We start from the raw sequence: 23,999 nt of genomic DNA, 5'->3' as shown, positions 1-23,999 counted from the left end.
CGGACACCGGCGCCATGACCATGGACATCCCCTTCACCCGCACCCGGACGCCGCTGTCGCGCCCCGACGATACCTCGCTCTCCTTCGGCAAGGTCCTGACGGACCATATGTTCATGATGGACTACGAGGCTGGCCGCGGCTGGCATGACCCGCGCGTGGTGCCCTACGCGCCGCTGGTCATGGATCCCGCCACTTCCGTCCTGCACTACGGGCAGGCGGTGTTCGACGGGCTGAAGGCGTTCCGTCAGGCCGACGGCAGCATCAAGCTCTTCCGGGCCGAGCGCCACGCGCGGCGCCTGAACAAGTCCTGCCGCGCCCTCTGCATCCCCGAGATGGACGAGGACCTGATCCGCCGCTCCTTCGAGGCAATTGTCGCCGCCGACCATGAATGGGTGCCCCGCGCGCCCGGCACCTCCCTCTATATTCGCCCGACCGTGGTCGCGACCGAGGTGATGCTCGGCGTCCACCCCGCCAGCCGCTACACCTATTTCGTCATCTGCTCGCCCGTCGGCTCCTACTACAAGGAGGGCGTGAAGCCGGTGCGAATCCTCGCCACCGACACCCATGTCCGCGCCGTGCAGGGCGGGCTGGGCGAGGCGAAGACCGCCGCGAACTACGCCGCCTCTCTCTCCGCCCAGCAGGAGGCCGAGGCCGCCGGCTACACGCAGGTCCTCTGGCTGGACGGCGTCGAGCGCCGCTGGATCGACGAGGTCGGCACCATGAACATCATGATGCGGATCGGCGACGAGGTGATCACCCCGCCGCTCGCCGGCACCATCCTCGACGGCGTGACGCGCAACTCCATCCTCACCCTCCTGCGGGACTGGGGCGTGGCGGTGAACGAGCGCCGCATCTCCATCGAGGAGGTGATGGAAGCCGGGCGGAACGGCACCCTGAAGGAGATGTGGGGCACCGGCACTGCCGCCGTCGTCTCCCCCGTGGGGGAACTCGGCTACAAGGGCGAGAAAATCACCATCGGCAGCGGTGGAACCGGCGAGCTGACGCAAAAGCTCTACGACGCGATCGTCTCGATCCAGTACGGCTGGGCGCCCGACCCGCATGGCTGGATGACCGAGGTGAAGACCCCCGTCGAGGCGTGAGGGCGGGCAGGGCCGGGGGATAGGTTCCTTCCGGCCTTGCTCTTTTCCCGACCGCCCGCTAGACCCCCCGCGCGCCGGCACCCCTGGAGGCCGGCGCCCGTTCGCGCGCCCTGATGGCAGCGCGGATCGTTCAAACCCAACGTGCGAAGGAATTTGTGGCAATGGTCCAGACCATTCGGATCGAGGCCGCGGCGCGCGAGCGGGCCGGTAAGGGGGCGGCGCGCGCGACCCGGCGTGGGGGCTCTGTCCCCGCAGTGATCTACGGTGCGAAGCAGGAGGCGACCCTCCTCTCCCTCGACCCGCGCGACGTGATGAAGGAGCTGCACAAGGGCGGCTGGCAGTCGCACCTCTATGAGGTGGCGGTGGCCGGCGGCGCGACGGAGCGCTGCCTGATGCGCGACGTGCAGTTCCACCCGGTTTCCGACCAGCCGATCCATGTGGACTTCCAGCGGCTCGCCGCCGGCCAGCGCATCCGCGTGCGCGTGCCCGTGGTGCTGCTGGGCGAGGACGTCTCCCCCGGCATCAAGGCCGGCGGCGTCGCCAACCTCGTCCGCCGCGACCTCGAGGTGATGGCCGACCCCGACAACGTGCCGGAGCGCTTTGAGCTGGACATCTCGGCCGCCGAGATCGGCGACACCATCCGCTGGTCCGCCGTGAAGGACCAGCAGGGCGCCGTGCCGACGCTCGACCGCGACTTCGTGGTGCTGACCGTCGCCCCGCCGACGGTGGCCGAGGCCGAGGTGGTGATCGCCGCCCCGGCGCCCGCGCCGGATGCCGGCAAGGGTGGCAAGGGCGCCAAGGGCGCCGCCAAGCCCGCCGCCCCGGCCGCGAAGAAGAAGTAAGGAAGACGGGCCGGGGAGCGTTCCCCCGGCCCTTTCCGACTGGTCTGCCTGGGGCGCATCCGCGAGAGCGGGGCGCCTCTATCTATTTGGGGAATGAGGGATGCTGCTCTGGGTCGGCCTGGGCAATCCGGGGGCGGAGCACGCCCGCCAGCGTCACAACATCGGCTTCATGGCGGTGGAGCGCATCGCCTCCCGCCACCGCTTCGCCCCCTGGCGCAGCCGCTTCAAGGGGGAGGTCTCGGAAGGCCAGATCGCCGGCCAGCGGATCATCCTCCTCAAGCCCCACACCTATATGAACGACAGCGGCAACTCGGTTCAGCCCGCCGCTGCCTTCCACAAGATCGCCCTGCCGGACATCACCGCCTTCCACGACGAGCTGGACCTGGCGCCGGGCAAGGTGCGGGTGAAGCGGGGCGGGGGGGCGGCCGGGCATAACGGGTTGCGCGACATGCAGCGCGCCTTCGGCAGCCCGGATTTCGGGCGCGTGCGCCTTGGCATCGGCCATCCCGGCCACAAGGACCGCGTGCACGGCCACGTCCTCGGCAACTTCGCGAAGGTGGACGCCGATTGGCTCGACCGCCTGCTCGATGCCGTTTCCGACGCCGCCCCCCTCCTGGCCGAGGGACGGCCGGAGGAGTTCATGACGAAGGTCGCCCTTCTCACCCAGGCATGAGGATCAGGACCGGACCAGCTCGGCCCCCCGGCCGCTGAGGCGGGTCAGCCAGCCGGGCGCGGCAGGCCGCCGGGCGAGGCGCTTCCCCGCCTCGATTGACCAGCGCTCCACCCCGAGGTGGAGAAGCACGGCCACGGCCATCACGGATGGCACGGTGATCGCCAGCGCCGGGTAGTAGCCGAGCCCGCCCGCGATCATCAGCAGCTTGAGCAGCGAGTACCCGACGAGCGAGTGCACGAGGTAGAGCGGGAAGCTGATCGCCGCCAGTGCGTCCAGCGGCCGGAAGGGCCGCAGATGGCCGCGGACGAGGAAGAGCCCGCCGAAGAGGGCCAGCGCGTAGGCATAGTTCACCAGCACATGCGGGTAGCCCTCCGGAAAGGGCCCCGCGCGCCAGCAGGCGACGAAGAGGGCTCCCAGCCCGGCCATCCCCGCCAGCAGCCCCGGCGCCGAGAGCAGCCCGCGCAGCCGGTAGTTGAACAGCACCCCGATGAGCATGAAGACGAGATAGGGGGTGGAGAAGAGAACTCCGTTGAACGGCGCCCGCCAGGGCGCCACGGCCGCCGCGAAGAAGGGCGCGCCGAGCGCCAGGTTCGCCGCCAGAGCCCCGAAGCCGATGGCGAAAAGGGCCGAGACGCTGCCCCGCCGGATCGCCGGCGCCAGCAGCGTCATCAGCAGGTAGAACTTCAGCTCGACCACCAGCGACCAGTTCACGAGGTCCACCGTCGGCTTCACGAGGATGTCCTGGAGGAGCAGCGCGTTCGCCAGGATGGTCGAGCCCGCGTGCGCGAAGGGCAGCCCCCAGTAGCGGGAGGCGAGCCAGACCACCGCCAGGTTCACGGCCAGCGCCGCGAGATAGGTCGGATAGATCCGCAGCAGCCGGGCGAGGATGAAGGTGGCTCGCGAATGCGCCCCGAGCGAGATCGGGATGACCAGCCCGCTGATAAGGAAGAAGACCGCGACGCCGAAGGGCCCGAAGTTGAACCAGGGCTGCCCGACCAGCGCGAAGATCCCCGGCAGCTCGCCCGTCTGTGGCGGGGAGGAGGTAGTGATCCCCACGATCTCCCGCCCGCCCCAGAACACTCCGATAAGGTGCGCGACCATGACCGCCAGCGCCGCCAGCCCGCGGAGCTGGTTCGCGAAGACCAACCGGTGGCCGTCGCGCGAGGGGGCGGGGCTGAGGGCGCCCTCGGCCGGGTCCGGCGGACTCTGTTGCAAGGGGATCGTCATTGCTTATCCAACCGGGGGCGCCCTGGCGCCAAGGCGGAGAACCGCCGTTGCTCCCTCTTATAAGGCAGACGCATGGCTCGGCCATCGGCGCTCTGCTGGCGCCGCGGCCCGGGGCGGCGTAAGGGGCAGGCCATATCTCCCCAAACACACGGAACACCCCGCCACCATGGGCTTCAACTGCGGCATCGTGGGCCTGCCCAACGTCGGCAAGTCCACCCTCTTCAACGCGCTGACCCAGACGGCCGCCGCCCAGGCCGCCAACTACCCCTTCTGCACGATCGAGCCGAATGTCGGCCGCGTCGGCGTGCCCGACCCGCGGCTGGACGAGCTGGCCCGCATCGGCAAGTCGATCAAGAAGGTCCCGACGAGCCTCGAGTTCGTGGACATCGCCGGCCTCGTCCGCGGCGCCTCGCGCGGGGAGGGGCTGGGCAACCAGTTCCTGGCCAATATCCGGGAGGTGGACGCCATCGTCCACGTCCTCCGCTGCTTCGAGGACGGCGACATCACGCATGTCGAGGGCAGCGTGGACCCCGTGCGCGACGCGGAGACGGTCGAGACGGAGCTGATGCTCGCCGACCTCGAGAGCCTCGAGAAGCGCCTCGTCCCCGCTCAGAAGAAGGCGAAGAACGGCGACAAGGAGAGCGCCGCCTTCGTCGCGCTGGCCGAGCCGATCGTCGCTGCCCTGACCGAGGGCAAGCCCGCCCGCACCGCCGTGCCCAAGGGCGAGGAAGCGGCGGCCGCGCGCCTGCAGCTCATGACCACCAAGCCCGTGCTGTACGTCTGCAACGTGGAGGAAGGGTCGGCCGCCACCGGCAACGCCCATTCCGCGGCGGTCGAAGCACGTGCGAAGGCCGAAGGGGCGCGCGCCGTCATCGTCTCCGCCGCCATCGAGGCCGAGATCAGCCAGATGGGCGAGGCCGACCGGGCGGAGTTCCTGGACAGCCTCGGCCTGCACGACAGCGGGCTCGATCGCATCATTCGCGCTGGCTACGACCTGCTGGGCCTGATCACCTATTTCACGGTGGGCCCGAAGGAATCCCGGGCCTGGACGATCACCAAGGGCACCAAGGCCCCCCAGGCCGCCGCCGTCATCCACAACGACTTCGAGCGCGGCTTCATCGCCTGCGAGACGATCGCCTACGACGACTTCGTGGCGCTCGGCGGCGAGCAGGGGGCGAAGGAGGTCGGGAAGATGCGGGTCGAAGGCAAGGAATACGTCGTGAAGGACGGCGACGTGCTGCTCTTCCGCTTCAACGTCTAGCAAGGGGGCCTGCCGGCCATTCGGCGAAGCCAACTCAGATGGCGGAGAATGGCCGCCGTTCCGCAAGCAACCCAGATAAGGAAAGGGCTCGGTGGTTTCCCGCCGAGCCCTTCGAACCTTCTGACAGGAGGGGAAATCCCCTCCCCACGTCGCCCTCAGCGCGTAACGGCGCGGCGGTGACGCACGTGGCGGCGATGGCGGCGGCTGGCAACGTCCTGCGTGACGGAGGCCACCTCACGGGCGGACTCGACGGAGGTCGTCACGGCGCCCGGTGTCATCGCCTGACCCGTGCTCGCCAGGCTCGCGAGCGCAACAACGAAAAAGCTACCAAGAATCCAACGCATTGTGGCCCCTCTTTCCCCTTCAGTGCGAGTATCATGCCGTAACAGAGCCTCAAGTAAACGTGAATTCTCAGTAACGTGATGATTGGTTGGTCGAGGGAATACTCTGGTCCATGGCCAGCGCCGGCACCGCGTCCCGGCACCAACCGACGACCCGCGCCGGCACGCCCGCGACCGTCGCGCAGGGGGGCACATCGGCGAGCACCACGCTGCCCGCGCCGACCTTCGCGCCCCGGCCGATGATGATGTTGCCGAGCACCTTCGCCCCGGCCGAGAGCAGCACGCCGTCCCGCACCTTCGGGTGCCGGTCCCCGCGCTGCTTGCCCGTGCCGCCCAGCGTCACGCCCTGGAGGATGGAGACGTCGTTGCCGATCGAGGCCGTCTCCCCGACCACCACGCCCGTCGCGTGGTCGATGAAGACGCCGCGCCCGACGGGCACCGCCGGGTGGATATCCACCCCGAAGACGAGCGAGCTGCGGTTCTGCAGATAGCGCGCGAGATCCTGCCGCCCCTCATTCCAGAGGTGATGCGCCACCCGGTGCCAGGCGAGGGCGTGGAAGCCCTTGTAGTAGAGGAAAGGGGAGAGCCAGCCGCGCGCCGCCGGGTCGCGCCGCCGCGTGGCCGCGAGATCCGCCACGGCGAAGCCGACGAGGTCTGCCCCGGCCTCCCGCACCAGGACCTCCAGCCGTTCGGCCGGCATCAGCGCTTCCGCCAGCCGTCCCGCGAGAAGGGAGGCGAGGGCGGGCAGCAGCGCCTCGTGGCGGAGCACGGCGAGTTCCAGCAGGGCGCGCAGCGCCGGCTCGCCCGCGGCCGCCGCTTCCGCCTCCTCCCGCAATGCCTCCCAGAGCGCGGGCGCGGTCGGGGTGGGCTCCGTCGCCTCGGTGCCGATGTCGATTTCGGCCCTGTCCATCAACCTCTCCGTCGCTTCCGGTGCGTCGCGGTGCCGGAATGGGCCGCGGCGGCGCCCGCGTCCAGCCACGGGCCTCTCGCCAGATGGGGCAAGGCCGCGCCTCTTACATCGGCAGCCGCACCACGGCGCGCAGCCCCCCCATGGGGCTCTCCTCCAGCGCGATCTCGCCACCATGAGCGCGGGCGATGTCGCGGGCGATGGCGAGGCCCAGGCCGGTGCCGCCGGCGGAGAAGCTGGCGAAGGGCTTGAAGGCCCCCTCCCGCGCCGGGGCGGGGATGCCCGGGCCGTTGTCGTCCACCAGCACCTCCGCCCAGCCCGGCGTCGGCCTCACGGAGACGGCGACGAGGCCCGCGTGCCGCAGGGCGTTGTCGAGCAGGTTGCCCAGGCAGCGCCGCAGCGCATCCGCCCGCACCGGCAGGGTGAGCGAGGGCGGAACCTCGTGTACCACCACCTGGGACCCCTCCGCGGGAAGGCGCGAGACCATGTCCCGCACGAGGGCGACAAGGTCGGTGCTCTCCGGCGCTTCCAGCACCTCGCCGCGCGCGAAGGCGAGATAGGAGGCGATCATCCGCTCCATCTCCTCCACGTCCTGGGTCATGGCGGCCGCGTCCTCCTCGGCGCCGCGCGGCAGCATGGCGAGGCCCAGGCGAAGGCGGGTGAGGGGGGTGCGAAGGTCGTGGCTGATGCCGGCCAGCAGCTCCGTCCGCTGGGTGACGAAGCGGCGGATATTCGCGCGCATGCCGTTGAACGCGGCGCCGGCCTGGCGGACCTCGCTCGCGCCCTCGGGCTTGATGGGGCCGGTCTCGCGACCCTTGCCGAAGGCCTCCGCCGCCGCGGCCAGGCGGCGCAGCGCCCGCACCTGGTTCTTCATGAACAGCGCGGCCACGCCGAAGAGCAGCAGCGAGGCGCCGACGAGCCAGATGACGAAAAGGTAGAGCGTGCCGGAGAAGAGGCGCTTCCTCGGCGCCTCCACGCTCAGCACCCCGTCGGGCATGCCGATTCGGATGATCACGCTGCGCGGGTCGCTCTGCCAGTCCGTGTCGAAGGGGAGGCGAACCCGCTCCCGGATCGCCTGATCGAGGTCCTCCTCCAGCGGCAGCAGGGGCAGGCTGGCCGGGCGCGAGGCCGGTGGGCCGAGCGTCGCGCCCGCCTCGTAGGCGAGGGAGAGGTCGAGGCGCCAGGCGGCCTCGCGGAAGATCCAGCCCCACTCCTCCTGGTCCGGCTGGCGGGAGAGGACCTCCGTCACCATGCCGATATCCCCCGCGACGCCCCCCGCCAGCCGGCGGGAGATCACGTCGAGATGGGTGCCGTAGAAGAGCTGCAGCGCGATGCCCTGGGTGACCACCAGCGGCACGAGAACAATAAGGAGCGCGCGAGCGAGCAGCCCGCGCGGCACGAAGGGGCGCAGCGCGGCCGTGACCACCCCGCGCAGGCGCCGGCGGCGGGTCCAGGCCGGGGGAGAGCAGGGGCCGGTGCCGCCCTCAGCCTCCGCCGCCCCGTCGCCGCGGCCGATGCTGGCCCGGCCGCTCCCCGGCCTCGCGATACCCCGCTCGTCGATCTCGGCGGCGCCGATGTCCGGTGCCATGGCGGCCCTCCCCGATCCGTCCCGCGCCCGCCGGTCCAGTTCAGGCGCCGGGGCGGAGGACATAGCCCTTGTGGCGCACCGTGTGCAGGAAGCGCGGCTCGCGCGGGTCGGGCTCGATCTTGCGCCGAAGCCGGGTCACGGTCACGTCCACCGCGCGCTCCCCGGCCTCGGGCGAGCCCATGGCCGCCGCGATCTCGTCGCGGGAGAGCACCTCGCCCCCGCGCCGCGCCAGGGCGACGAGGAGGGAGGCCTCGCCGCCGGTCAGCCGCGTCACGCCCTCGGGGCCGCGCAGCTCGCCCCGCTCGGGATCGAACCAGCGCAGGCCGAGCTGCACCGGGGGAAGGGGCACGGCGGAGGGTGGCGCCGCGCGCTTGAGGATGGTGCGGATCCGCAGCGCCAGCTCCCTGGGGTCGAAGGGCTTGGCGAGGTAGTCGTCGGCCCCGTGCTCGAAGCCGGCGATGCGGTCGTCCGGCTCGCCCGCCGCCGTCAGCATGAGGATGGGCACGTCCTGCCCCGCGCGGCGGAGGCTTTCCGTCAGGTGCAGCCCGGTCTCGCCGGGCATCATTACGTCGAGCACCATCAGGTCGAACTCCATGCCCTCCAGCGCCTGGCGCGCGGCGGCGGCGTCGGCGGCGGCGGTGACGCGGAAGCCCTGCTCGGCCAGAAATCGTTGGAGAAGGGTGCGGAGTCGCGCGTCATCATCGACCACGAGCAGGTGCGCGGCGTCGGTCACGATGCCTTCCCCGCCGCAGAATGCTGCGCGGATGCAGGGCTGCCACCCTCGGGCGCCGGCGCCTTGCCGCCCTCCGGCCGGGGCCTCGGCGGCGTGTCGTAACCGGGGGGCGCGCCCGCGCGGGCGCCCAGGCGGTCCAGCCCGCGCCGGGCCTCCGGGCCCATCAGCCCGCGCATCACGTGGCGGAAACCCTCCACCGCCACGGGACCGGCCTCGCGATAGGCGCGCGTCACCGTCTCCCGCTGCCGCTCGAAGAGCCGCCGCTCCAGTGCCTCCCCCATCGGAGTGAGGGAGAGGTGCCGCTGGCGCCGGTCCGCCCGGCCCGGGCTTTGCGCGACATAGCCCTGCGCGACGAGGGGCGTGAGCACGCGGGCGAGGGACTGCTTCGTGATGGCGAGGATGCCGAGCAGCTCCCCCACCGTCAGCCCCGGCCGTCGGCCGAGGAAGTGCAGCACCCGGTGATGCGCCCGGCCCATACCCAGCTCCGCCAGGATGGCATCCGGCCCGGCCGTGAAGTCGCGGTAGCCGAAGAAGAGAAGGTCCTGGGCCAGCCGCAGCTCCTCCTCCCGCAGGAAGAGGAGGTTGCGCCCGGCCGCGCCCTGCGCGCCGGCGGAGGAGCCGGGCGCGCCGCGGTGATCCGGCCGTTCGGACATGGCAGCTCCGCCCTCTGGTTCTGGCAGTGTTGTTGACGTAATCATGCGTTTTCTTCTAACGATTCTGGGCGAGAAGAAAGAAAATTACTCGCAATGGCCATTTCAGGAAGGAAAACACTCATGCCTCCCGCTCCCTTCGATGACCGTGACGGTTGGATCTGGCTCGATGGCCGCTTCGTGCCCTGGCGCGACGCGAGGCTGCATGTGCTGACCCATGGGCTGCATTATGCCAGCGGCGTCTTCGAGGGCGAGCGGGCCTATGGTGGCCGCGTGTTCAAGTTGCGCGAACATACCCAACGCCTTTTCCGCTCCGCCCGCCATCTCGGCTTTGAGATCCCCTATGGCATGGACGCGATCGACGCGGCCTGCACCGAGGCCCTCGCCCGCAACGGCCTGACCGACGGCTATCTCCGCCCCATCGCCTGGCGCGGCTCGGAGAAGCTGGCGGTGGCGGCGCGGGGCACAAGCATCCATGTCGCGATCGCCGCCTGGGCCTGGCCGAACCTCTTCGGCGCGGACCGGATGGCCGGCATCTCCCTGGCCCTGGCGAAGTGGCGCCGTCCCTCTCCCGAGACGGCGCCGACGGAGGCGAAGGCGAGTGGCCTCTACGTCATCGGCACCCTTTCCAAGCACGCGGCGGAGGAGGAGGGCTTCGACGATGCCCTCATGCTCGACTTCAAGGGCGATGTGGCGGAGGCGACCGGGGCGAATATCTTCTTCGTTTTCGACGGGGAGCTGCACAGCCCGGCCCCGCTCGGCTTCCTCGACGGCATCACCCGCCGCACCGTGATGGACCTCGCCCGGCGGGCCGGGATGAAGGTGGTGGAGCGGACCATCGCGCGCGGGGAGATCGCCGGGGCGAGCGAGGTGTTCCTGGCGGGCACGGCGGCGGAGGTGACGCCGGTTCGGAGGATCGCGGACCTTCACTTCACCCCTGGCCGGATCACGGAGCGGCTGGTCGCCGACTACGCGAGTTTGGTGCGGGGTGGCCAAGCCGGTCTCGTCGCGGCGGCCTGAGAGTCCTATGGGGAGGGCGGGTTCGCTCCGCCCTCCCCGGCATTTCCATGACTTATGAGTTGCCCGTGTCTTGCGCCGACCTGTCATGACGGTAAGACGGGTGACAAGCGGTGCGTCGCGGACCAATTGGTGCGTGGGAGACCCGGCCAGCGCCGGGAGAGCAACGAGATGATAACGGAAGCAGGTCCAGAAATTGCGCGCCGGCCACCGCGGGCCCCGACGAGCCCTCGGCTCCGGGGGCCCTGCCGGGCCTCGAATCGCCACAACCCTGCCCCGTTCGCCGTCTAAACCCCTCATCAGCCCAGAGCCGAAGCGGAAGATCATGCCCGGAGTCGACATCCTAGCCAGTGCGATGACGGGGGCGAACGCCGCCTTCCTCGCAGACCTCTACGCCCGCTGGGTCCAGGCCCCAGAGAGCGTCGATCCCTCCTTCCAGGAGCTGTTCGCCGCGCTGAACGACGACGCCCGCGCGGTGCTCGGCGATGCCGCCGGCGCCTCCTGGGCCCCCCGCCCGCGCGGCGGCTTCGCGCCCGAGCCCGAGGCGCCCGCGCCGGCCAAGGGTGGCAAGGGCGCCGCCGCGCCGGCCGCCAAGCCGGCCGATCCCGCTGTCTCCCGCCAGCAGGTGATCGACTCACTCCGCGCGCTGATGCTCATCCGTGCCTATCGCGTGCGCGGCCATCTCGAGGCCGACCTCGACCCGCTGGGCCTGCAGAAGAAGAAGCCGCACCCGGAGCTGGACCCCGCGACCTACGGCTTCACCGAGGCCGATCTCGACCGGCCGATCTTCATCGACAAGGTTCTCGGCCGCGAGACGGCGACGCTGCGCGAGATCCTCTCGATCGTGAAGTCGAGCTACTGCGGCCCGATCGGCGTCGAGTTCATGCATATCCAGGACCCCGAGCAGAAGTCCTGGATCCAGCAGCGCATCGAGGGCGCGCCCTGGAAGGCCGCCTTCGACAAGGACGGCAAGCGCACCATCCTCCAGCAGCTGACCGAAGCCGAGGGCTTCGAGGCCTACTGCGCCCGCAAGTTCGTGGGCACGAAGCGCTTCGGCCTTGAGGGCGGCGAGTCCACCATCCCCGCCCTGCAGGAGATCATCGCCCAGGGCGCCCGGGACGGCGTGAACGAGATCGCGATCGGCATGGCCCATCGCGGTCGCCTTTCCACGCTCGTGAACGTGGTGAAGAAGTCCTTCACCCAGGTCTTCGCCGAGTTCAAGGGCGCAGGCCACGCCGAGGACGTGCAGGGCTCGGGCGACGTGAAGTACCACCTGGGCACCTCGACGGACGTGGAGATCGAGGGCCGGCAGGTCCACCTCTCCCTCCAGCCCAACCCCTCCCACCTGGAGGCGGTGGACCCGGTGGTCATCGGCAAGGTGCGCGCCCGCCAGGACATGGCCGGGGACACCAAGGCGCGGAAGAGCGTCATGGGCATCCTGCTGCACGGCGACGCCGCCTTCGCCGGCCAGGGCGTGGTCTATGAGACGATGGCGATGAGCCAGCTCATCGGCTACCGCGTCGGCGGCACGATCCATGTCGTGACGAACAACCAGATCGGCTTCACCACCACCCCGGCGCACGCCTATTCGGGCCTCTACTGCACGGATGTCGCGAAGTCCGTCCAGGCGCCGATCCTGCACGTGAACGGGGACGACCCGGAGGCGGTGGTCTTCTGTGCCCGGATCTGCGCCGAGTTCCGCCAGCGCTTCTCCACCGACATCGTGCTCGACATCGTCTGCTACCGCCGCCACGGCCACAACGAGAGCGACGAGCCGGCCTTCACCCAGCCCCTGATGTACGCCCGCATCAAGGAGACGCCGACCACCCGCACGAAGTACGCTACGAAGCTGGCGGCCGAGGGCTCGGTGCCGGAGGCCGAGGCAAAGGCCATTCAGGACGCCTTCTTCGCGAAGATGGACGAGGCCTTCCAGGCCAGCCAGACCTTCAAGCCGAACAAGGCCGACTGGCTGGAGGGCCACTGGTCCGGCCTGAAGGCCGCCGGGAACGACGAGCCCGAGGCCGAGACGGACACGGCCGCGGAGCCGGACCTGCTGCGCGAGGTGGGCGCCGCCCTCTCCCGCGTGCCGGAGGGCTTCGGGGCCAACCCGAAGATCGTCCGCCAGCTCGAGGCCAAGCGCCAGGCGATCGACACCGGCGAGGGCATCGACTGGGCGACCGGCGAGGCGCTGGCCATCGGCACGCTGCTCGTGGACGGCCATCGCGTGCGCATCTCCGGCGAGGACGTGCAGCGCGGGACCTTCTCCCAGCGCCACGCCTACCTGATCGACCAGCAGACGCAGGCCGAATACGTCCCGCTGAACAACATCCGCGACGGCCAGAAGCGCCTGGAGGCCTTCAACTCCCTTCTCTCGGAGTTCGGCGTCCTCGGCTTCGACTACGGTTACTCGCTGGCCGACCCGAACACGCTCGTGATGTGGGAAGGGCAGTTCGGCGACTTTGCCAACGGCGCGCAGGTCATCATCGACCAGTTCATCGCCTCGGCCGAGACGAAGTGGCTGCGCATGTCCGGCCTCGTGATGCTGCTGCCTCACGGCTACGAGGGGCAGGGGCCGGAGCACTCCTCCGCGCGCCTCGAGCGCTACCTCCAGCTTTGTGCCGAGCGGAACATGCGGGTGGCCAACATCACCACCCCCGCGAACTACTTCCACGCGCTGCGCCGCCAGATGAAGGCGAACTACCGCAAGCCGCTCATCCTGATGACGCCGAAGTCGCTGCTGCGGCACAAGCTGGCCGTGTCCTCCCTCGCGGAGTTCGGGCCGGGCAGCCGCTTCCAGGTGGTGATCCCCGAGACCGACGAGCTCGTGGCGCCCGACAAGGTGCGGCGCGTCGTGATCTGCAGCGGCAAGGTCTATTACGACCTGCTGCAGGAGCGCCGCGACAAGGGCGTGAAGGATGTCGCCATCATCCGCATGGAGCAGCTCTACCCCTTCCCGCGGATTACCCTGCCGAAGGTGCTGGCCCCTTACAGCAAGGCCGAGGTGGTCTGGTGCCAGGAGGAGCCGGAGAACATGGGCGGCTGGAACTTCGTCGATCGCAAGATCGAGGAGGTGCTGGTCGCGGCGGGCGGGAAGGCCCGGCGGCCGGGCTATGTCGGCCGTCCCGCGGCCGCCAGCCCCGCAACGGGGCTTGCCAAGGTGCACGCGCAGCAGCAGGAAGCGCTCGTTCGCCAGGCGCTCGGGTTGAGCTGAGCCGGACCTTGGCAGAGGAAAGACGATGACCGAGATCCTGGTGCCCACCCTGGGCGAGAGCGTAACGACGGCCACCGTGGCCCGCTGGCTGAAGAAGGCGGGCGAATCGGTGGCTGCCGACGAGCCGCTGGTCGAGCTGGAGACCGATAAGGTGACGGTGGAGGTGAACGCCCCCTCCGCCGGCACCATCGAGAGCATTGCGGCCGACGAGGGCGCCGAGGTCGAGGTCGGCGGCCTTCTCGGCACGCTGGGCGCCGGTTCCGGTGCGTCCGCCGCGCCGAAGGCGGCGGCCCCGGCCGCGGCGCCCGCCCAGGCTGCCCCGAAGGTGGAGGAGCCGCGCCCCGTCGCCGGCCCCGTCTCCCGCCCCGGCGGCGCGGAGCCCACCAGCGCCACCTCCCATGCCCCGCTGCCCGCTGCCGCCAAAATGATGGCGGATAACGGCATCTCGGCCGGTCAGATCGGCCAGGGCAGCGCCAAGGACGGCCGGATCGCCAAGGGTGACGTGCTGGAGTTCCTCTCCCGCCCGGCCCCTGCCGCCGCCGCGCCCGCCGCCAAGGCCCCGCGCGCCACCGGCGAGGGCGAGGAGCGCGTGAAGATGACGCGCCTCCGCATCACCATCGCGCGCCGCCTGAAGGAGGCGCAGAACACTGCCGCCATGCTCACCACCTTCAACGAGGTGGACATGACGAACGCGATGGCGCTCCGGTCCGAGTACAAGGACGCCTTCGAGAAGAAGCATGGCGTGAAGCTCGGCTTCATGTCCTTCTTCGTGAAGGCGTGCGTGGCGGCGCTGCAGGAATTCCCGGCGGTGAACGCCGAGATTGACGGCGACGAGGTGGTCTACAAGCACTTCGTCAACATGGGCATCGCGGTCGGCGGCCCCTCGGGCCTCGTGGTGCCGGTGCTGCGCAACGCGCAGGACCTGTCCTTCGCGGGCATCGAGAAGGCGATCGGCGACTTCGGCAAGCGCGTGCGCGACGGCCAGCTGAAGCTCGAGGAGATGGCGGGCGGCAGCTTCACCATCACCAATGGCGGCATTTACGGCAGCCTGATGTCCACCCCGATCCTCAACCCGCCCCAGTCCGGCATCCTCGGGATGCACGCGATCAAGGAGCGGGCGATGGTGGTGGGCGGCAAGATCGAGGTGCGCCCGATGATGTACATCGCGCTCTCCTACGACCACCGGATCGTGGACGGGAAGGAGGCGGTGTCCTTCCTCGTGCGCGTGAAGGAGGGCGTGGAGGACGCGCGGCGGCTGCTGCTCGGGCTCTGATCCCACCTTCCTGAGTTGTTGGAGCGCGCCGGAGGGAGGACCCTCCGGCGCGCTTCGCGTTTGCGGGCCGGGGTTGCCATGTCCGGGGCATGGCCCAGGCATGACGGGAATTTACATTGCAAGTCATTCTCAATGAGCCTGAAACGGCCCCTGGCCGACAGGATCACCCGATGACGCTGCCCCCCCTTCGCCGCCTCGCGGCGGCCGCCCTGCTGCCGCTTCTCGCCCTGGCTTTCCCTGCCCAGGCCACGCAGTACCCCCTGACGGTCACGGACCTCGCGGGCCGGCAGGTCACCATTCCCCGCAAGCCCGAGCGCGTGGTCCTGCAGGACGGCCGCAACATCTCCATCCTCGCCATGCTCGACCGGGATGACCCCTTCGCCCGCGTGGTGCTCTGGAACAACATCCCCAGCCGGGCCGACGAGGGGTTCTGGAACATCCTCCGTGGCGCCTGGCCCAAGGCCGCTGCCATCCCCGACATGGGCTTCGGCGACAACGGCCAGGTGAATGCGGAGCAGGTGATGACCTCCCGCCCGCAGCTGGTGGTGGCCGAGGCCCGCGCGCTCGGCGCCCTGAAGGAGGCCGGCGTGGACCAGCGGCTGGCCCAGCTCAACATCCCGCTGCTCCTCGTGGACAGCTTCGACGACCCTGTGCCGAACGCCGTCCGCTCCGTCGAACTCCTCGGCCAAGTGCTGGACCGGGAAGCCGAGGCCGCCGAATTTGCCGGCTTCGCCCGCGAGCGCTTCGCTCGTGTCCAAGCCGGGATCGCCGCCGCCGGCACGCGCCCGAACGTCTTCATCGAGACCCGCGCCGGCTTCGCGGGCCCGGAGGCGTGCTGCTTCACCCAGGGCCGCGTGGGCTGGGGGCCGCTGGTCGAGGCCGCCGGCGGCCACAACATCGGCGCCGACCTCGTCCCCGGCGCCTCCGGGGAGGTGACGATGGAGACCGTCATCGCCCGCCGCCCGGACATCTACGTGATGACCGGCGCCAACTGGCGCGGCCGCGGCGCCGTGACCCTGCCCTTCGGCTATGGCGGCGACCAGGGGGCCGTCGCCAAGTCCCTTGCCCGGTTGGAGGCGCGCCCCGGTTTCGCCCAGGTCGAGGCCGCGCGGAGCGGCCAGGTCTTCGGCGTCTGGCACGGCTTTTACAACCATGTCCTGAACATCGTGGGGCTGGAGGCGCTGGCGAAGGCCTTCCATCCTCAGCAGTTCGCCGACCTGAACCCGGACGAGACCTACCGCACCATCCTCGCCCGCTTCACCCATATCCCGGCGCAGCCCTTCCTCATCTCGGCCACCGCGCCGCGCGTCGGCGGGTAGGGCGGCGGTGTCGCAGCGGCTGGGCCTCGCCGGCGCCGTCATCGCCGCGCCGGAGCTGGAGGGCGGGGAGGGCGTTGCCGTCCGCGACTATCGCCGCTCCGTCACCTGGCGCGCGCTGCTCCTCGCCGCCCTGCTGCTGGCGGGCGTCGCGGCCCTGCTGGCAGATCTTGTCGTCGGCTCCGGCACCCTCTCCCTGCATGAGGTTATGGAGGGGCTGCTTTCCCCCGGCACCGCCGACCCCACCGTGCGGGTGGTGCTCTGGGAACTTCGGATGCCCATCACCTTCACCGCCGCGTTGGCCGGCATCGCCCTCGCGCTCGCGGGCACGCTGATGCAGACGGTGCTGAACAACCCGCTGGCCGAGCCTTTCACGCTGGGCATCTCCTCCGCCGCCGGCTTCGGGGCGGCCATGGCGATCGTCTTCGGCTCCTCCGTCCTCGGTGCGGCCGCGGACTGGATCCCGGCGGAGCTATTCATCTCCGCCAACGCCTTCCTTTTTGCGCTGGCCACTGTGGTGCTCGTCACCCTCCTCGCCCGGCGGACGGGGATGGGGGTGGAGACGGTCACGCTGCTCGGCATTGCCGTCCACTTCGCCTTCTCCGCGCTTCTCGCGGTCGCGCAGTACATGGCGGACGTGAACCAGCTTCAGTCCCTCGTCTTCTGGCTGCTGGGCTCGCTGCTGAAGGCCACCTGGACGAAGGTGGCGATCAACGCGGCCATCCTTGCCTTTGTCCTGCCACTGCTGCTCGCCCGTGCCTGGGCGCTGACGGCGCTCCGCGGCTTCGGGGACGGCGCCGTGGTGCTGGGCATCCGGGTGGAGCGGCTTCGCTTCATGATGCTGGTGGCCGCGGCCCTCCTCGCGGCCTCGGCCACCGCGACCATCGGCGTGGTCGGCTTTGTCGGGCTCGTCGCGCCCCACATGGCGCGGATGCTCGTGGGGGAGGACCAGCGCTTCTCCCTCGTGGTCACCGCAGCCTGCGGGCTGCTCGTGCTGACGCTGGCATCCCTGGCCAGCAAGCTGATCCTGCCGGGGGCGGTGCTGCCGATCGGGATGATCACCTCCCTGCTCGGCCTGCCGGTCTTCCTCGCGCAGATCCTCCACAGCCGACGGCGGGCGGTGCGATGAGCCTTCTCGGGATCGAAGACCTCGGCGTCCGCATCGGGCGCCACCAGGCGGTGCGCGGCGTCTCCTGCACAGTGAATGCGGGGGAATGCCTGGCGGTGCTCGGCCGCAACGGGGCGGGCAAGACCTCCCTCGTGCGCGGGCTGGCGGGGCTGCTGCCGGTCAGCGGCACCATCCGGCTGGAGGGGCAGGACCTCACCGCTCTTGGCCCCGCAGAGCGCAGCCGGCGGATCGGCTACGTGGCCCAGGGGGTGGCGCAGCTCTCCGCCCAGCTCACCGTCTTCGACCTGCTGCTGCTGGCACAGAACGGCGGCCAGTTCTCCTGGGCCGCCCCGCGCGAGAGCCTTCGGCGGGCCGAGGCGATGCTGGATATGCTCGGGTTGCAGCCGCTCGCCCGCCGCACGCCCGGGGAGATGTCGGGCGGGCAGCGCCAGATGGTGGCGCTCGCCCTCGCCCTGGTGCGCCGACCCCGCGTGCTGCTGCTGGACGAGCCGACCTCGGCGCTGGACCTCGCCAACCAGCTCCACCTGCTGGAGCTGGTCCGCGCCCATACGCGGCGCTCGGGCATGGCGACGGTGATGGTCCTGCACGACCTCAACCTCGCCACTCGCTACGCCGATTCCGCGCTCATGCTGGAGGAGGGCGCGCCCGTGCATGCCGGCCCGGTGGCGGAGGTGCTGACCCGCGAAAGGCTTGCCCGGATCTACGGGGTGGACTGCCACATCATGGCCGTGGAGGGCGGGCACCGGGCCATCTACCCGCTGGCGAGGCTGGACGGCGCGGCCTGACCGCGACCCTCCGGCCGGGGTTGCGGCCGGAACAACCCTGCCAGAACACCACTTGAAGGCGCCTCCACCCTTCAAGCCGGGCCTCGGGCCTGCTACCTGCCCCCTCAAGATCATTGCAGGACCCGCCCGCCATGCCCGACTCCTTCGACCTCATCGTCATCGGCTCCGGCCCCGGCGGCTATGTCTGCGCCATCCGGGCCGCCCAGCTCGGCATGAAGGTGGCCTGCGTGGAGAAGCGGGAGACGCTCGGCGGCACCTGCCTCAACATCGGCTGCATCCCCTCCAAGGCGCTTCTCCAGTCCTCCGAGAACTTCGAGGAGATCGCCCATAAGTTCGCCGACCACGGCATCAACGTGGAGGGCGTGAAGCTCGACCTCGCCCGGATGCAGGCGCGCAAGGGCGAGGTGGTTTCGTCCAATGTGAAGGGGGTCGAGTTCCTCTTCCGCAAGAACAAGGTCACCTGGCTGAAGGGCTCGGGGAAGATCACCGCCCCCGGCAAGGTCGAGGTGGCCGGCACGACCTACGAGACGAAGAACATCGTCATCGCAACGGGCAGCGAGAGCGTGCCGCTCAAGGGCGTCGAGGTCGATGAGAAGCGCGTCGTCACCTCCACCGGCGCGCTGGAGTTTGAGAGCGTGCCGAAGCACCTCGTCGTCATCGGCGGCGGCGTGATCGGGCTGGAGCTGGGCAGCGTCTGGCGGCGTCTCGGCGCCGAGGTCACGGTGATCGAGTTCTTCGACCGCCTCCTGCCCGGCATGGACAACGAGATCGCTAAGAACTTCGAGCGCGTACTCGGTAAGCAGGGCTTCAAGTTCAAGCTCGGCCACAAGGTGACGGGCGCGACCAAGACCGATGCCGGCGTCACCCTGGCGGTGGAGCCCGCCAAGGGCGGCGAGGCACAGACGATCGAGGCGGACGCCGTTCTCGTCGCCATCGGTCGCCGCCCCTACACCGCGGAACTCGGCCTTGAGGCGGTCGGCGTCGCGCTGGACGAGCGCGGCCGGGTGAAGACCGACGCGCATTTCGCGACCAACGTCCCCGGCATCTATGCCATCGGCGACGTGATCGCCGGCGCCATGCTCGCCCACAAGGCGGAGGACGAGGGTGTGGCGGTGGCCGAGATCCTGGCCGGCCAGCACGGCCACGTGAACTACGGCGCTATCCCCGGCATCGTCTACACCTGGCCCGAGGTGGCCGCGGTCGGCGCGACCGAGGAGGAGCTGAAGGCCGCCGGCACTGCCTACAAGTCCGGCAAGTTCCCCTTCACCGCCAATGGCCGCGCCCGCGCCATGGGCGACACCGACGGCTTCGTGAAGATCCTCGCGGACAAGACGACCGACCGCGTGCTCGGCGCCCATATCCTGGGCCCGGATGCCGGCCACCTGATCGCGGAGATGGTCACGGCCATCGAGTTCGGCGCCAGCGCCGAGGACGTGGCCCGCATCTGCCACGCCCACCCGACGCTAAGCGAATCGGTGAAGGAAGCGGCCCTGGCCGTGGACGGGCGCCCCATCCACATCTGAGGGGCCACATCTGACGAAGCCGCGCGCCGCGCTTGATACGCGCGGCGCCTGGGCCATCTGGCGGGCGATGGAAAACGCCCGCCCCCCTTACGTCGCCCTGAAGCCGGACCGGAGCCGCAAGCGCCTCGGCTGGGGTTTCATCGTGCTCGGCGTGCTCGGCTGCGTCCTGCCCTTTCTGCAGGGCTTCCTCTTCCTCGCCCTCGGTGTCTTCGTGCTGCGCGACCAGTATCTCTGGGCCGCCAACCGGTGGTCCTGGGTGCAGGACCGCTGGCCCGGGGCGGTCTCGAAGATCGAGGCGTTGGAGGTCTCCATGTCCACCCGCGTGGCCGGCTGGGGCGCGGGGCTGCGGCGGGCCATCGGCCGCGGCTGAGATGAGCCGCGCCTTCGTCCGCGAGCCCGATGGGAGCGAGCCGCCCGAGCCGCTGCCCGAGCGCCCCGTTCCGCCCGGCCCCAATCCGGTGACGGCCAGCGGCCTCGCCCGCATGGAGGCCGAACTCGCCCGCCTGCTGGCCTTGTCCGCGCCCGGCCCTATGGAGCAGCGCGACCTCCACTACTGGCGGCAGCGCCGCGCCAGCGCGCAACTCACCGCGCCGCCGAAGGGGAGGGCGGCCGGCTTCGGCTCCTGGCTGACCGTCGCGGTGCAGGGCGCGGCGCCACGCCGCCTGCGGATCGTGGGAGAGGACGAGGCGGACCCGGCGGCGGGCCTCATCGGCTGGCGCGCTCCGCTCGCGCAGGCGCTGGAGGGCGCGGAGCCCGGTGACGAGGTGGAGGGGCCAGGCGGCCGCATCCTCATCGTCATGGCAGTGGAGAACGACGGCGCGGATTAGCTTGCATGATGCAAGCGAACAGGCTTGCATCATGCAAGCCATTCAGAGGCGTCCCATGCCCCGCACCGACTTCTCCCGCATGCGCTGCCCCATCGCGCGCTCCATGGAGGTGCTCGGGGAGCGCTGGGCGATCCTCGTGTTGCGAGAGGCTTTCTACGGCACCACCCGCTTCGACGACTTCGCGCGCCACCTCGGCATCGCCTCCAACATCCTCAGCGCCCGGCTGGCGAAGCTGGTGGAGCACGGGATGCTCGAGCGGGTGCCGGAGGGCGCCCGCCACGCCTACCGCCTGACCGAGAAGGGCCGCGACTTCTTCCCCGCCTTCCTCACCCTGAAGGCCTGGAGCGACCGCTGGATGGCCCCCGATGGCCCGGTGGTGCGCCTCGTCGATGCCACGACCGGGGAGGAGGTGGCGGCCAACCCGCCGCGCGGCGCGGACGGCGCGCCGCTGCGCCCCGAATCGGTTCGCCTCCTGCCCGGCCCCGGCGCTGGCGAGGCCATGCGCCGCCGCCTGGCGCCCGAGGTGGCCCATGGCTGAGAGCCTCGCCGCCCCGCTTCCCGCTCTCTCCCCGGCGCGGCGGATCCTGGCGCTGGCGGCGCCGACCGCGCTCAGCTCCGTCCTGCAGGTGGTGGCCCAGATCGCCGAGACCTGGCTCGCGGCACGTCAGGGCACGGCGGCGCTGGCGGGCTGGTCGGTGGTGCTGCCCTTCAGCCTTCTCATGCAGCAGATGTCGGCGGGGGCCATGGGGGGCGGCGTCACCTCGGCCACGGCGAGGGCGCTGGGTGCCGGCCGGCGGGACGAGGCCGCGGCCCTCGTGCTGCACGCGGTGCTTATTGCCATCGTGGCCGGCGGGGCCTTTGCCCTGCTGCTCGCGGTTTTCCCGCGCGCCGTGCTCGGCGCCATCGGGGGCGCGACGGCGGCGGAGGCCGCGGCGCCCTACGCGATGTGGCTCTTCGGGCTGGGGGCGGTGCCGGTCTGGCTGGCCAACACCCTCGCCTCCGTCCTGCGGGGCGGCGGGCAGCACGCGCTGGCAGCGCGGGTGCTGCTGCTGACCTGGGCCGCCTACCCGCCACTCGCCTGGGCCCTCGCGGAGCCGCTGGGCATGGGGCTGCCGGGGATCGGCGCCGCGCTGGCGGCGGCCTTCCTCGCCTCCACCCTCGTCATGGGGGCGGCGGTGATGCGGGGGCGGGCGGGCTTCCGGCCGGTGCTGCGGTTGCGGCCTTCCGGGGCGATGTTCTGGCGCATCCTCTCGGTCGGGCTGGTCGCGAGCCTGCTGGCGGGGGTGGCGAACCTCACCACCATCCTCGTCACCGCGCGCATCGCCCCGCACGGGGCGGCGGCGGTCGCGGCCTATGGCATCTCCGCGCGGCTGGAGTTCCTGATGATCCCCATCGCCTTCGGGGTGGGCTCCGCCCTCACGGCGCTGGTGGGCCGCGCGGTCGGCGCCGGGCGGTGGGAGGAAGGGCTGCGCCTGGCCTGGACGGGGGCCGCCATGGCTTTCGCGGTCACGGGCGCGATCGGCCTCCTCGTCGCCGCGGCGCCGGCCGCCTTTGCCGGCTTCTTCACCGCCGATCCCGCGGTGATTGCCATCGCCGCGCGGGCGCTCTCCTATACCGGCTTCGCCTTCGGGGGCTTCGGCCTGGGAATGGCGCTCTACTTCGCCTCCCAGGGGGCGGGGCGGATGGGCTGGCCAGTGGCGGCGGGCCTCTCGCGCATCGGGGTCGCGGTCGGCGGCGGCTGGCTGCTGGGGGACGTGCTGGGGATGGGGCTGGACGGGCAGTTCCTGGCCGTCGCCCTCGGCATCACCGCCTATGGGCTGGTCACGGCGGCCGGCGTGCGGCCGGGGGTCTGGGCGGCGCGTCCGGTCGCCGGCGGGCCTTCCGCCTAGCCCGGCGGGATTGCGAAGGTGCCCTCGACTTCCAGGATATCATCCTGGTTCAGGCGCTGCACCTCGATGATGGTGCGCGGCGGATAGGGCCCCCGGCCCCAGATCTCCTCCTGCACCTTGTTGGCAATCGGGCGGAAGCGGAAGCGGAAGCGGAACATGTCGGTCACGTAGACGACGAGGCGCACCGCGTCCTCCGGCTTCGCCCCGGCGCTCGCGGCTATGTGGATCATGTTTCGGAACGCCTGCCGGATGCGCGCCTCATCCCCCTGGACGAGTTGGTTTGTGGTCGGGTCGATTCCACGCATCCCCGCGATGTAGAGGGTGTTGCCCGTGCGGGCGGCGAGGCCTCACGGCCCCGTCGCGCTGATCGAACCCGGCGGGTTCAGGATGGTGACGTTCGCCGTGGGCACCGTTTGAGCTGCCGCTGGCATAGCCGCGATGAGAAGGGCGGCAAGAAGACGCTTTATGAGAACCGGTCCTGACTGGAGGCACCGGAACTCAGCAAGCCCTGTACCAGCCGCTCCGGATATTGCCGGGAAGGGCTGCCTACCGGGAGACCGTTCCCTGCCTCACCACAACGGCGCTTAGAGCCTGAGCCCCATCCGCCGGATCATCGCGGATTCCTCCTCCACCTGCCGGCGCACGAAGGCGGTGTAGTCCTCCGGCCCCATGGCCATCGCGGGCATGTCGAAGCGATCCAGCACCGCCATGTGCGCGGGATCGGCGACGGCGCCCCGGAAGGCGGCGTCGATCACCCGCACCACGGCGGGGTCCATCCCCTTCGGCCCCGCGATCCCGTAGGGCGATGTGGAGACGATATCCATGCCGAGTTCCTTCAGCGTCGGCACCGCGGGGAAGCGCTTCGCGCGCTCCGGCCCCCAGGTGACCAGCAGGCGCAGGCGCCCCTCCTCCACCAGCGGCCCCCAGCCGGAGCTGTCGGCCGTCGCGTGGATCTGGCCGCCAAGCAGGGCCTGCATGTTCTCGGCGACGCCTCGGAAGGGCACGTGGACCCAGTTGAGATCCCGCTCCGTCGCGATCCTCTCCATGGTGATGTGCAGCGAGGTGCCGACGCCCGGCGTGCCGTAGTTGAACCGGCCCGGATTAGCCTTCGCCTCCGCCAGGAAGGCGTTGAAGTCCGGCCAGGGCGCGTCCGCCCGCACCACCACGCCGAAGAGGTAGCCGGTGAGGTGGGAGATGTAGGTGAAGTCGGCCAGCGGGTCGAAGGGCGGGCGCTGGCTCATGAAGGGCACGCGGAAGACGCTGATCGGCATCTGGGAGAGGGTGTAGCCGTCCGGCCGCTCGTTCAGCAGGGCCTGGGCGCCGAGGATGCCGCCCGCGCCGGCCTTGTTCTCGACCACGACCGGCTGGCCGAGGCGCTTGCCCGCCTGCTCGCAGACCGCGCGCATCTGCACGTCCGTAGTGCCGCCGGGCGCCCAGGGCACGAGCATGCGGATCGGCTTGTCGGGGAAGCCGCGCTGGGCGAGGGCGGGCTTTGGAAGAAAAGGTGTGGCGAGCGCGGCGGCGCCCAGGCCGAGCGTGCGGCGGGTGACGTTCATGGCGTTTCTTCCCGGTTCGTTTCCTCGATCCACAGTATTGGGGAAGCGCGGGGGCGAGGGGAAGCGCCGAGCGACGGCCAGCGGGCCCGAACCACGGCTCTGCGGCCGTGCTCGGCTCTCCCGCGGCGACTGCGCGGCGGCATACGGTCAG

General features: G+C 70.9%; 21 protein-coding genes and 2 pseudogenes. 15 read left to right on the top strand and 8 right to left on the bottom strand.

Going from position 1 to position 23,999, the window contains the following annotated elements; all coding sequences use genetic code 11:
* Positions 1-14: 14 nt before the first annotated feature.
* From BO39_RS09335 to pth, 3 genes are all read left to right on the top strand, one after another.
* Complete coding sequence (locus BO39_RS09335; protein WP_211257408.1) at positions 15-1,100, top strand: branched-chain amino acid aminotransferase; 1,086 nt, start codon at positions 15-17, stop codon at positions 1,098-1,100.
* Between the two features lie 161 nt (positions 1,101-1,261).
* A complete protein-coding gene (locus tag BO39_RS09330; RefSeq protein WP_043832261.1) occupies positions 1,262-1,942 on the top strand; it encodes a 50S ribosomal protein L25/general stress protein Ctc in 681 nt (226 codons plus the stop codon).
* A gap of 100 nt (positions 1,943-2,042) precedes the next feature.
* Positions 2,043-2,615, top strand: coding sequence for an aminoacyl-tRNA hydrolase (pth, locus tag BO39_RS09325; RefSeq protein ID WP_043832259.1), 573 nt, complete (start codon positions 2,043-2,045; stop codon positions 2,613-2,615).
* Positions 2,616-2,618: 3 nt separating this feature from the next.
* On the opposite strand, the gene BO39_RS29775 is transcribed toward pth, so the two are convergent.
* A complete protein-coding gene (locus BO39_RS29775) occupies positions 2,619-3,830 on the bottom strand; it encodes an acyltransferase family protein (RefSeq protein ID WP_169742748.1) in 1,212 nt (403 codons plus the stop codon).
* A gap of 178 nt (positions 3,831-4,008) precedes the next feature.
* Between BO39_RS29775 and ychF the strand changes: the two genes are divergently transcribed.
* On the top strand, positions 4,009-5,103 hold the full coding sequence (ychF, locus tag BO39_RS09315; protein WP_043832256.1) for a redox-regulated ATPase YchF: 1,095 nt from the start codon (positions 4,009-4,011) through the stop codon (positions 5,101-5,103).
* Between the two features lie 155 nt (positions 5,104-5,258).
* Here the strand turns inward: ychF and BO39_RS09310 are convergent, their stop codons facing one another.
* The 5 genes and pseudogenes from BO39_RS09310 to BO39_RS09290 all read right to left on the bottom strand — a co-directional run.
* On the bottom strand, positions 5,259-5,447 hold the full coding sequence (locus BO39_RS09310; protein WP_043832254.1) for a hypothetical protein: 189 nt from the start codon (positions 5,445-5,447) through the stop codon (positions 5,259-5,261).
* A gap of 67 nt (positions 5,448-5,514) precedes the next feature.
* Positions 5,515-6,354, bottom strand: coding sequence for a serine O-acetyltransferase (cysE, locus tag BO39_RS09305; RefSeq protein ID WP_043832252.1), 840 nt, complete (start codon positions 6,352-6,354; stop codon positions 5,515-5,517).
* A gap of 103 nt (positions 6,355-6,457) precedes the next feature.
* Positions 6,458-7,939, bottom strand: a complete 1,482-nt coding sequence (locus BO39_RS09300; RefSeq protein WP_084697980.1) for an ATP-binding protein — start codon at positions 7,937-7,939, stop codon at positions 6,458-6,460.
* Between the two features lie 40 nt (positions 7,940-7,979).
* Positions 7,980-8,675, bottom strand: a complete 696-nt coding sequence (locus BO39_RS09295) for a response regulator (RefSeq protein ID WP_043832250.1) — start codon at positions 8,673-8,675, stop codon at positions 7,980-7,982.
* Between the two features lie 107 nt (positions 8,676-8,782).
* A pseudogene (locus tag BO39_RS09290) lies at positions 8,783-9,325 on the bottom strand (MarR family winged helix-turn-helix transcriptional regulator); the annotation flags it as partial.
* A 120-nt stretch (positions 9,326-9,445) separates the two neighbouring features.
* On the opposite strand from BO39_RS09290, the gene BO39_RS09285 reads away from it, so the two are divergent.
* The 11 genes from BO39_RS09285 to BO39_RS09235 all read left to right on the top strand — a co-directional run bounded on the left by BO39_RS09285 (position 9,446) and on the right by BO39_RS09235 (position 22,292).
* Positions 9,446-10,342: a branched-chain amino acid aminotransferase gene (locus BO39_RS09285; RefSeq protein WP_043832248.1), complete on the top strand. Its 897-nt coding sequence runs from the start codon at positions 9,446-9,448 to the stop codon at positions 10,340-10,342.
* Between the two features lie 322 nt (positions 10,343-10,664).
* The gene (locus BO39_RS09280) at positions 10,665-13,550 is read left to right on the top strand and encodes a 2-oxoglutarate dehydrogenase E1 component (protein ID WP_043832245.1); all 2,886 of its coding nucleotides are present in this window, start codon (positions 10,665-10,667) and stop codon (positions 13,548-13,550) included.
* A gap of 25 nt (positions 13,551-13,575) precedes the next feature.
* Positions 13,576-14,823, top strand: coding sequence for a 2-oxoglutarate dehydrogenase complex dihydrolipoyllysine-residue succinyltransferase (gene odhB / locus BO39_RS09275; RefSeq protein WP_043832243.1), 1,248 nt, complete (start codon positions 13,576-13,578; stop codon positions 14,821-14,823).
* A gap of 170 nt (positions 14,824-14,993) precedes the next feature.
* Entirely contained in the window at positions 14,994-16,142 is a 1,149-nt protein-coding gene (locus tag BO39_RS09270; protein WP_052401849.1) for an ABC transporter substrate-binding protein, read from the top strand.
* 7 nt (positions 16,143-16,149) lie between these two features.
* Positions 16,150-17,268 (top strand): FecCD family ABC transporter permease, encoded by a 1,119-nt coding sequence (locus tag BO39_RS09265; RefSeq protein ID WP_211257407.1) that lies wholly within the window; start codon positions 16,150-16,152, stop codon positions 17,266-17,268.
* Entirely contained in the window at positions 17,265-18,053 is a 789-nt protein-coding gene (locus BO39_RS09260; RefSeq protein ID WP_043832241.1) for an ABC transporter ATP-binding protein, read from the top strand. Before BO39_RS09265 ends, BO39_RS09260 begins: the two co-directional genes overlap by 4 nt.
* A 131-nt stretch (positions 18,054-18,184) precedes the next feature.
* Positions 18,185-19,576, top strand: coding sequence for a dihydrolipoyl dehydrogenase (gene lpdA, locus BO39_RS09255; RefSeq protein WP_043832238.1), 1,392 nt, complete (start codon positions 18,185-18,187; stop codon positions 19,574-19,576).
* A 67-nt stretch (positions 19,577-19,643) separates the two neighbouring features.
* Positions 19,644-19,946 carry a PGPGW domain-containing protein gene (locus BO39_RS09250; RefSeq protein WP_043832235.1) on the top strand — a complete coding sequence of 101 codons (303 nt, stop codon included), beginning with the start codon at positions 19,644-19,646 and terminating at the stop codon, positions 19,944-19,946.
* Position 19,947: 1 nt separating this feature from the next.
* Positions 19,948-20,403 carry a GreA/GreB family elongation factor gene (locus tag BO39_RS09245; protein ID WP_043832234.1) on the top strand — a complete coding sequence of 152 codons (456 nt, stop codon included), beginning with the start codon at positions 19,948-19,950 and terminating at the stop codon, positions 20,401-20,403.
* A 55-nt stretch (positions 20,404-20,458) separates the two neighbouring features.
* Entirely contained in the window at positions 20,459-20,941 is a 483-nt protein-coding gene (locus tag BO39_RS09240) for a winged helix-turn-helix transcriptional regulator (RefSeq protein ID WP_043832232.1), read from the top strand.
* The gene (locus tag BO39_RS09235; protein ID WP_043832231.1) at positions 20,934-22,292 is read left to right on the top strand and encodes an MATE family efflux transporter; all 1,359 of its coding nucleotides are present in this window, start codon (positions 20,934-20,936) and stop codon (positions 22,290-22,292) included. The genes BO39_RS09240 and BO39_RS09235 overlap by 8 nt, the downstream gene beginning before the upstream one ends.
* Here BO39_RS09235 and BO39_RS09230 read toward each other — a convergent pair.
* Both BO39_RS09230 and BO39_RS09225 read right to left on the bottom strand, forming a co-directional pair.
* Positions 22,289-22,618: pseudogene (locus tag BO39_RS09230) on the bottom strand (RidA family protein); the annotation flags it as partial. The gene BO39_RS09235 and the pseudogene BO39_RS09230 sit on opposite strands and share 4 nt — an antisense overlap.
* A 258-nt stretch (positions 22,619-22,876) precedes the next feature.
* Entirely contained in the window at positions 22,877-23,848 is a 972-nt protein-coding gene (locus BO39_RS09225; RefSeq protein ID WP_043832230.1) for a Bug family tripartite tricarboxylate transporter substrate binding protein, read from the bottom strand.
* Between the last annotated feature and the right edge of the window lie 151 nt (positions 23,849-23,999).

It is taken from the genome of Roseomonas aerilata DSM 19363 (assembly GCF_000711725.1).
Lineage (GTDB): Bacteria > Pseudomonadota > Alphaproteobacteria > Acetobacterales > Acetobacteraceae > Roseomonas > Roseomonas aerilata.
The sequence above is the reverse complement of the archived record's forward strand: the minus strand, read 5'-3'. Positions and strand labels throughout refer to the sequence as shown.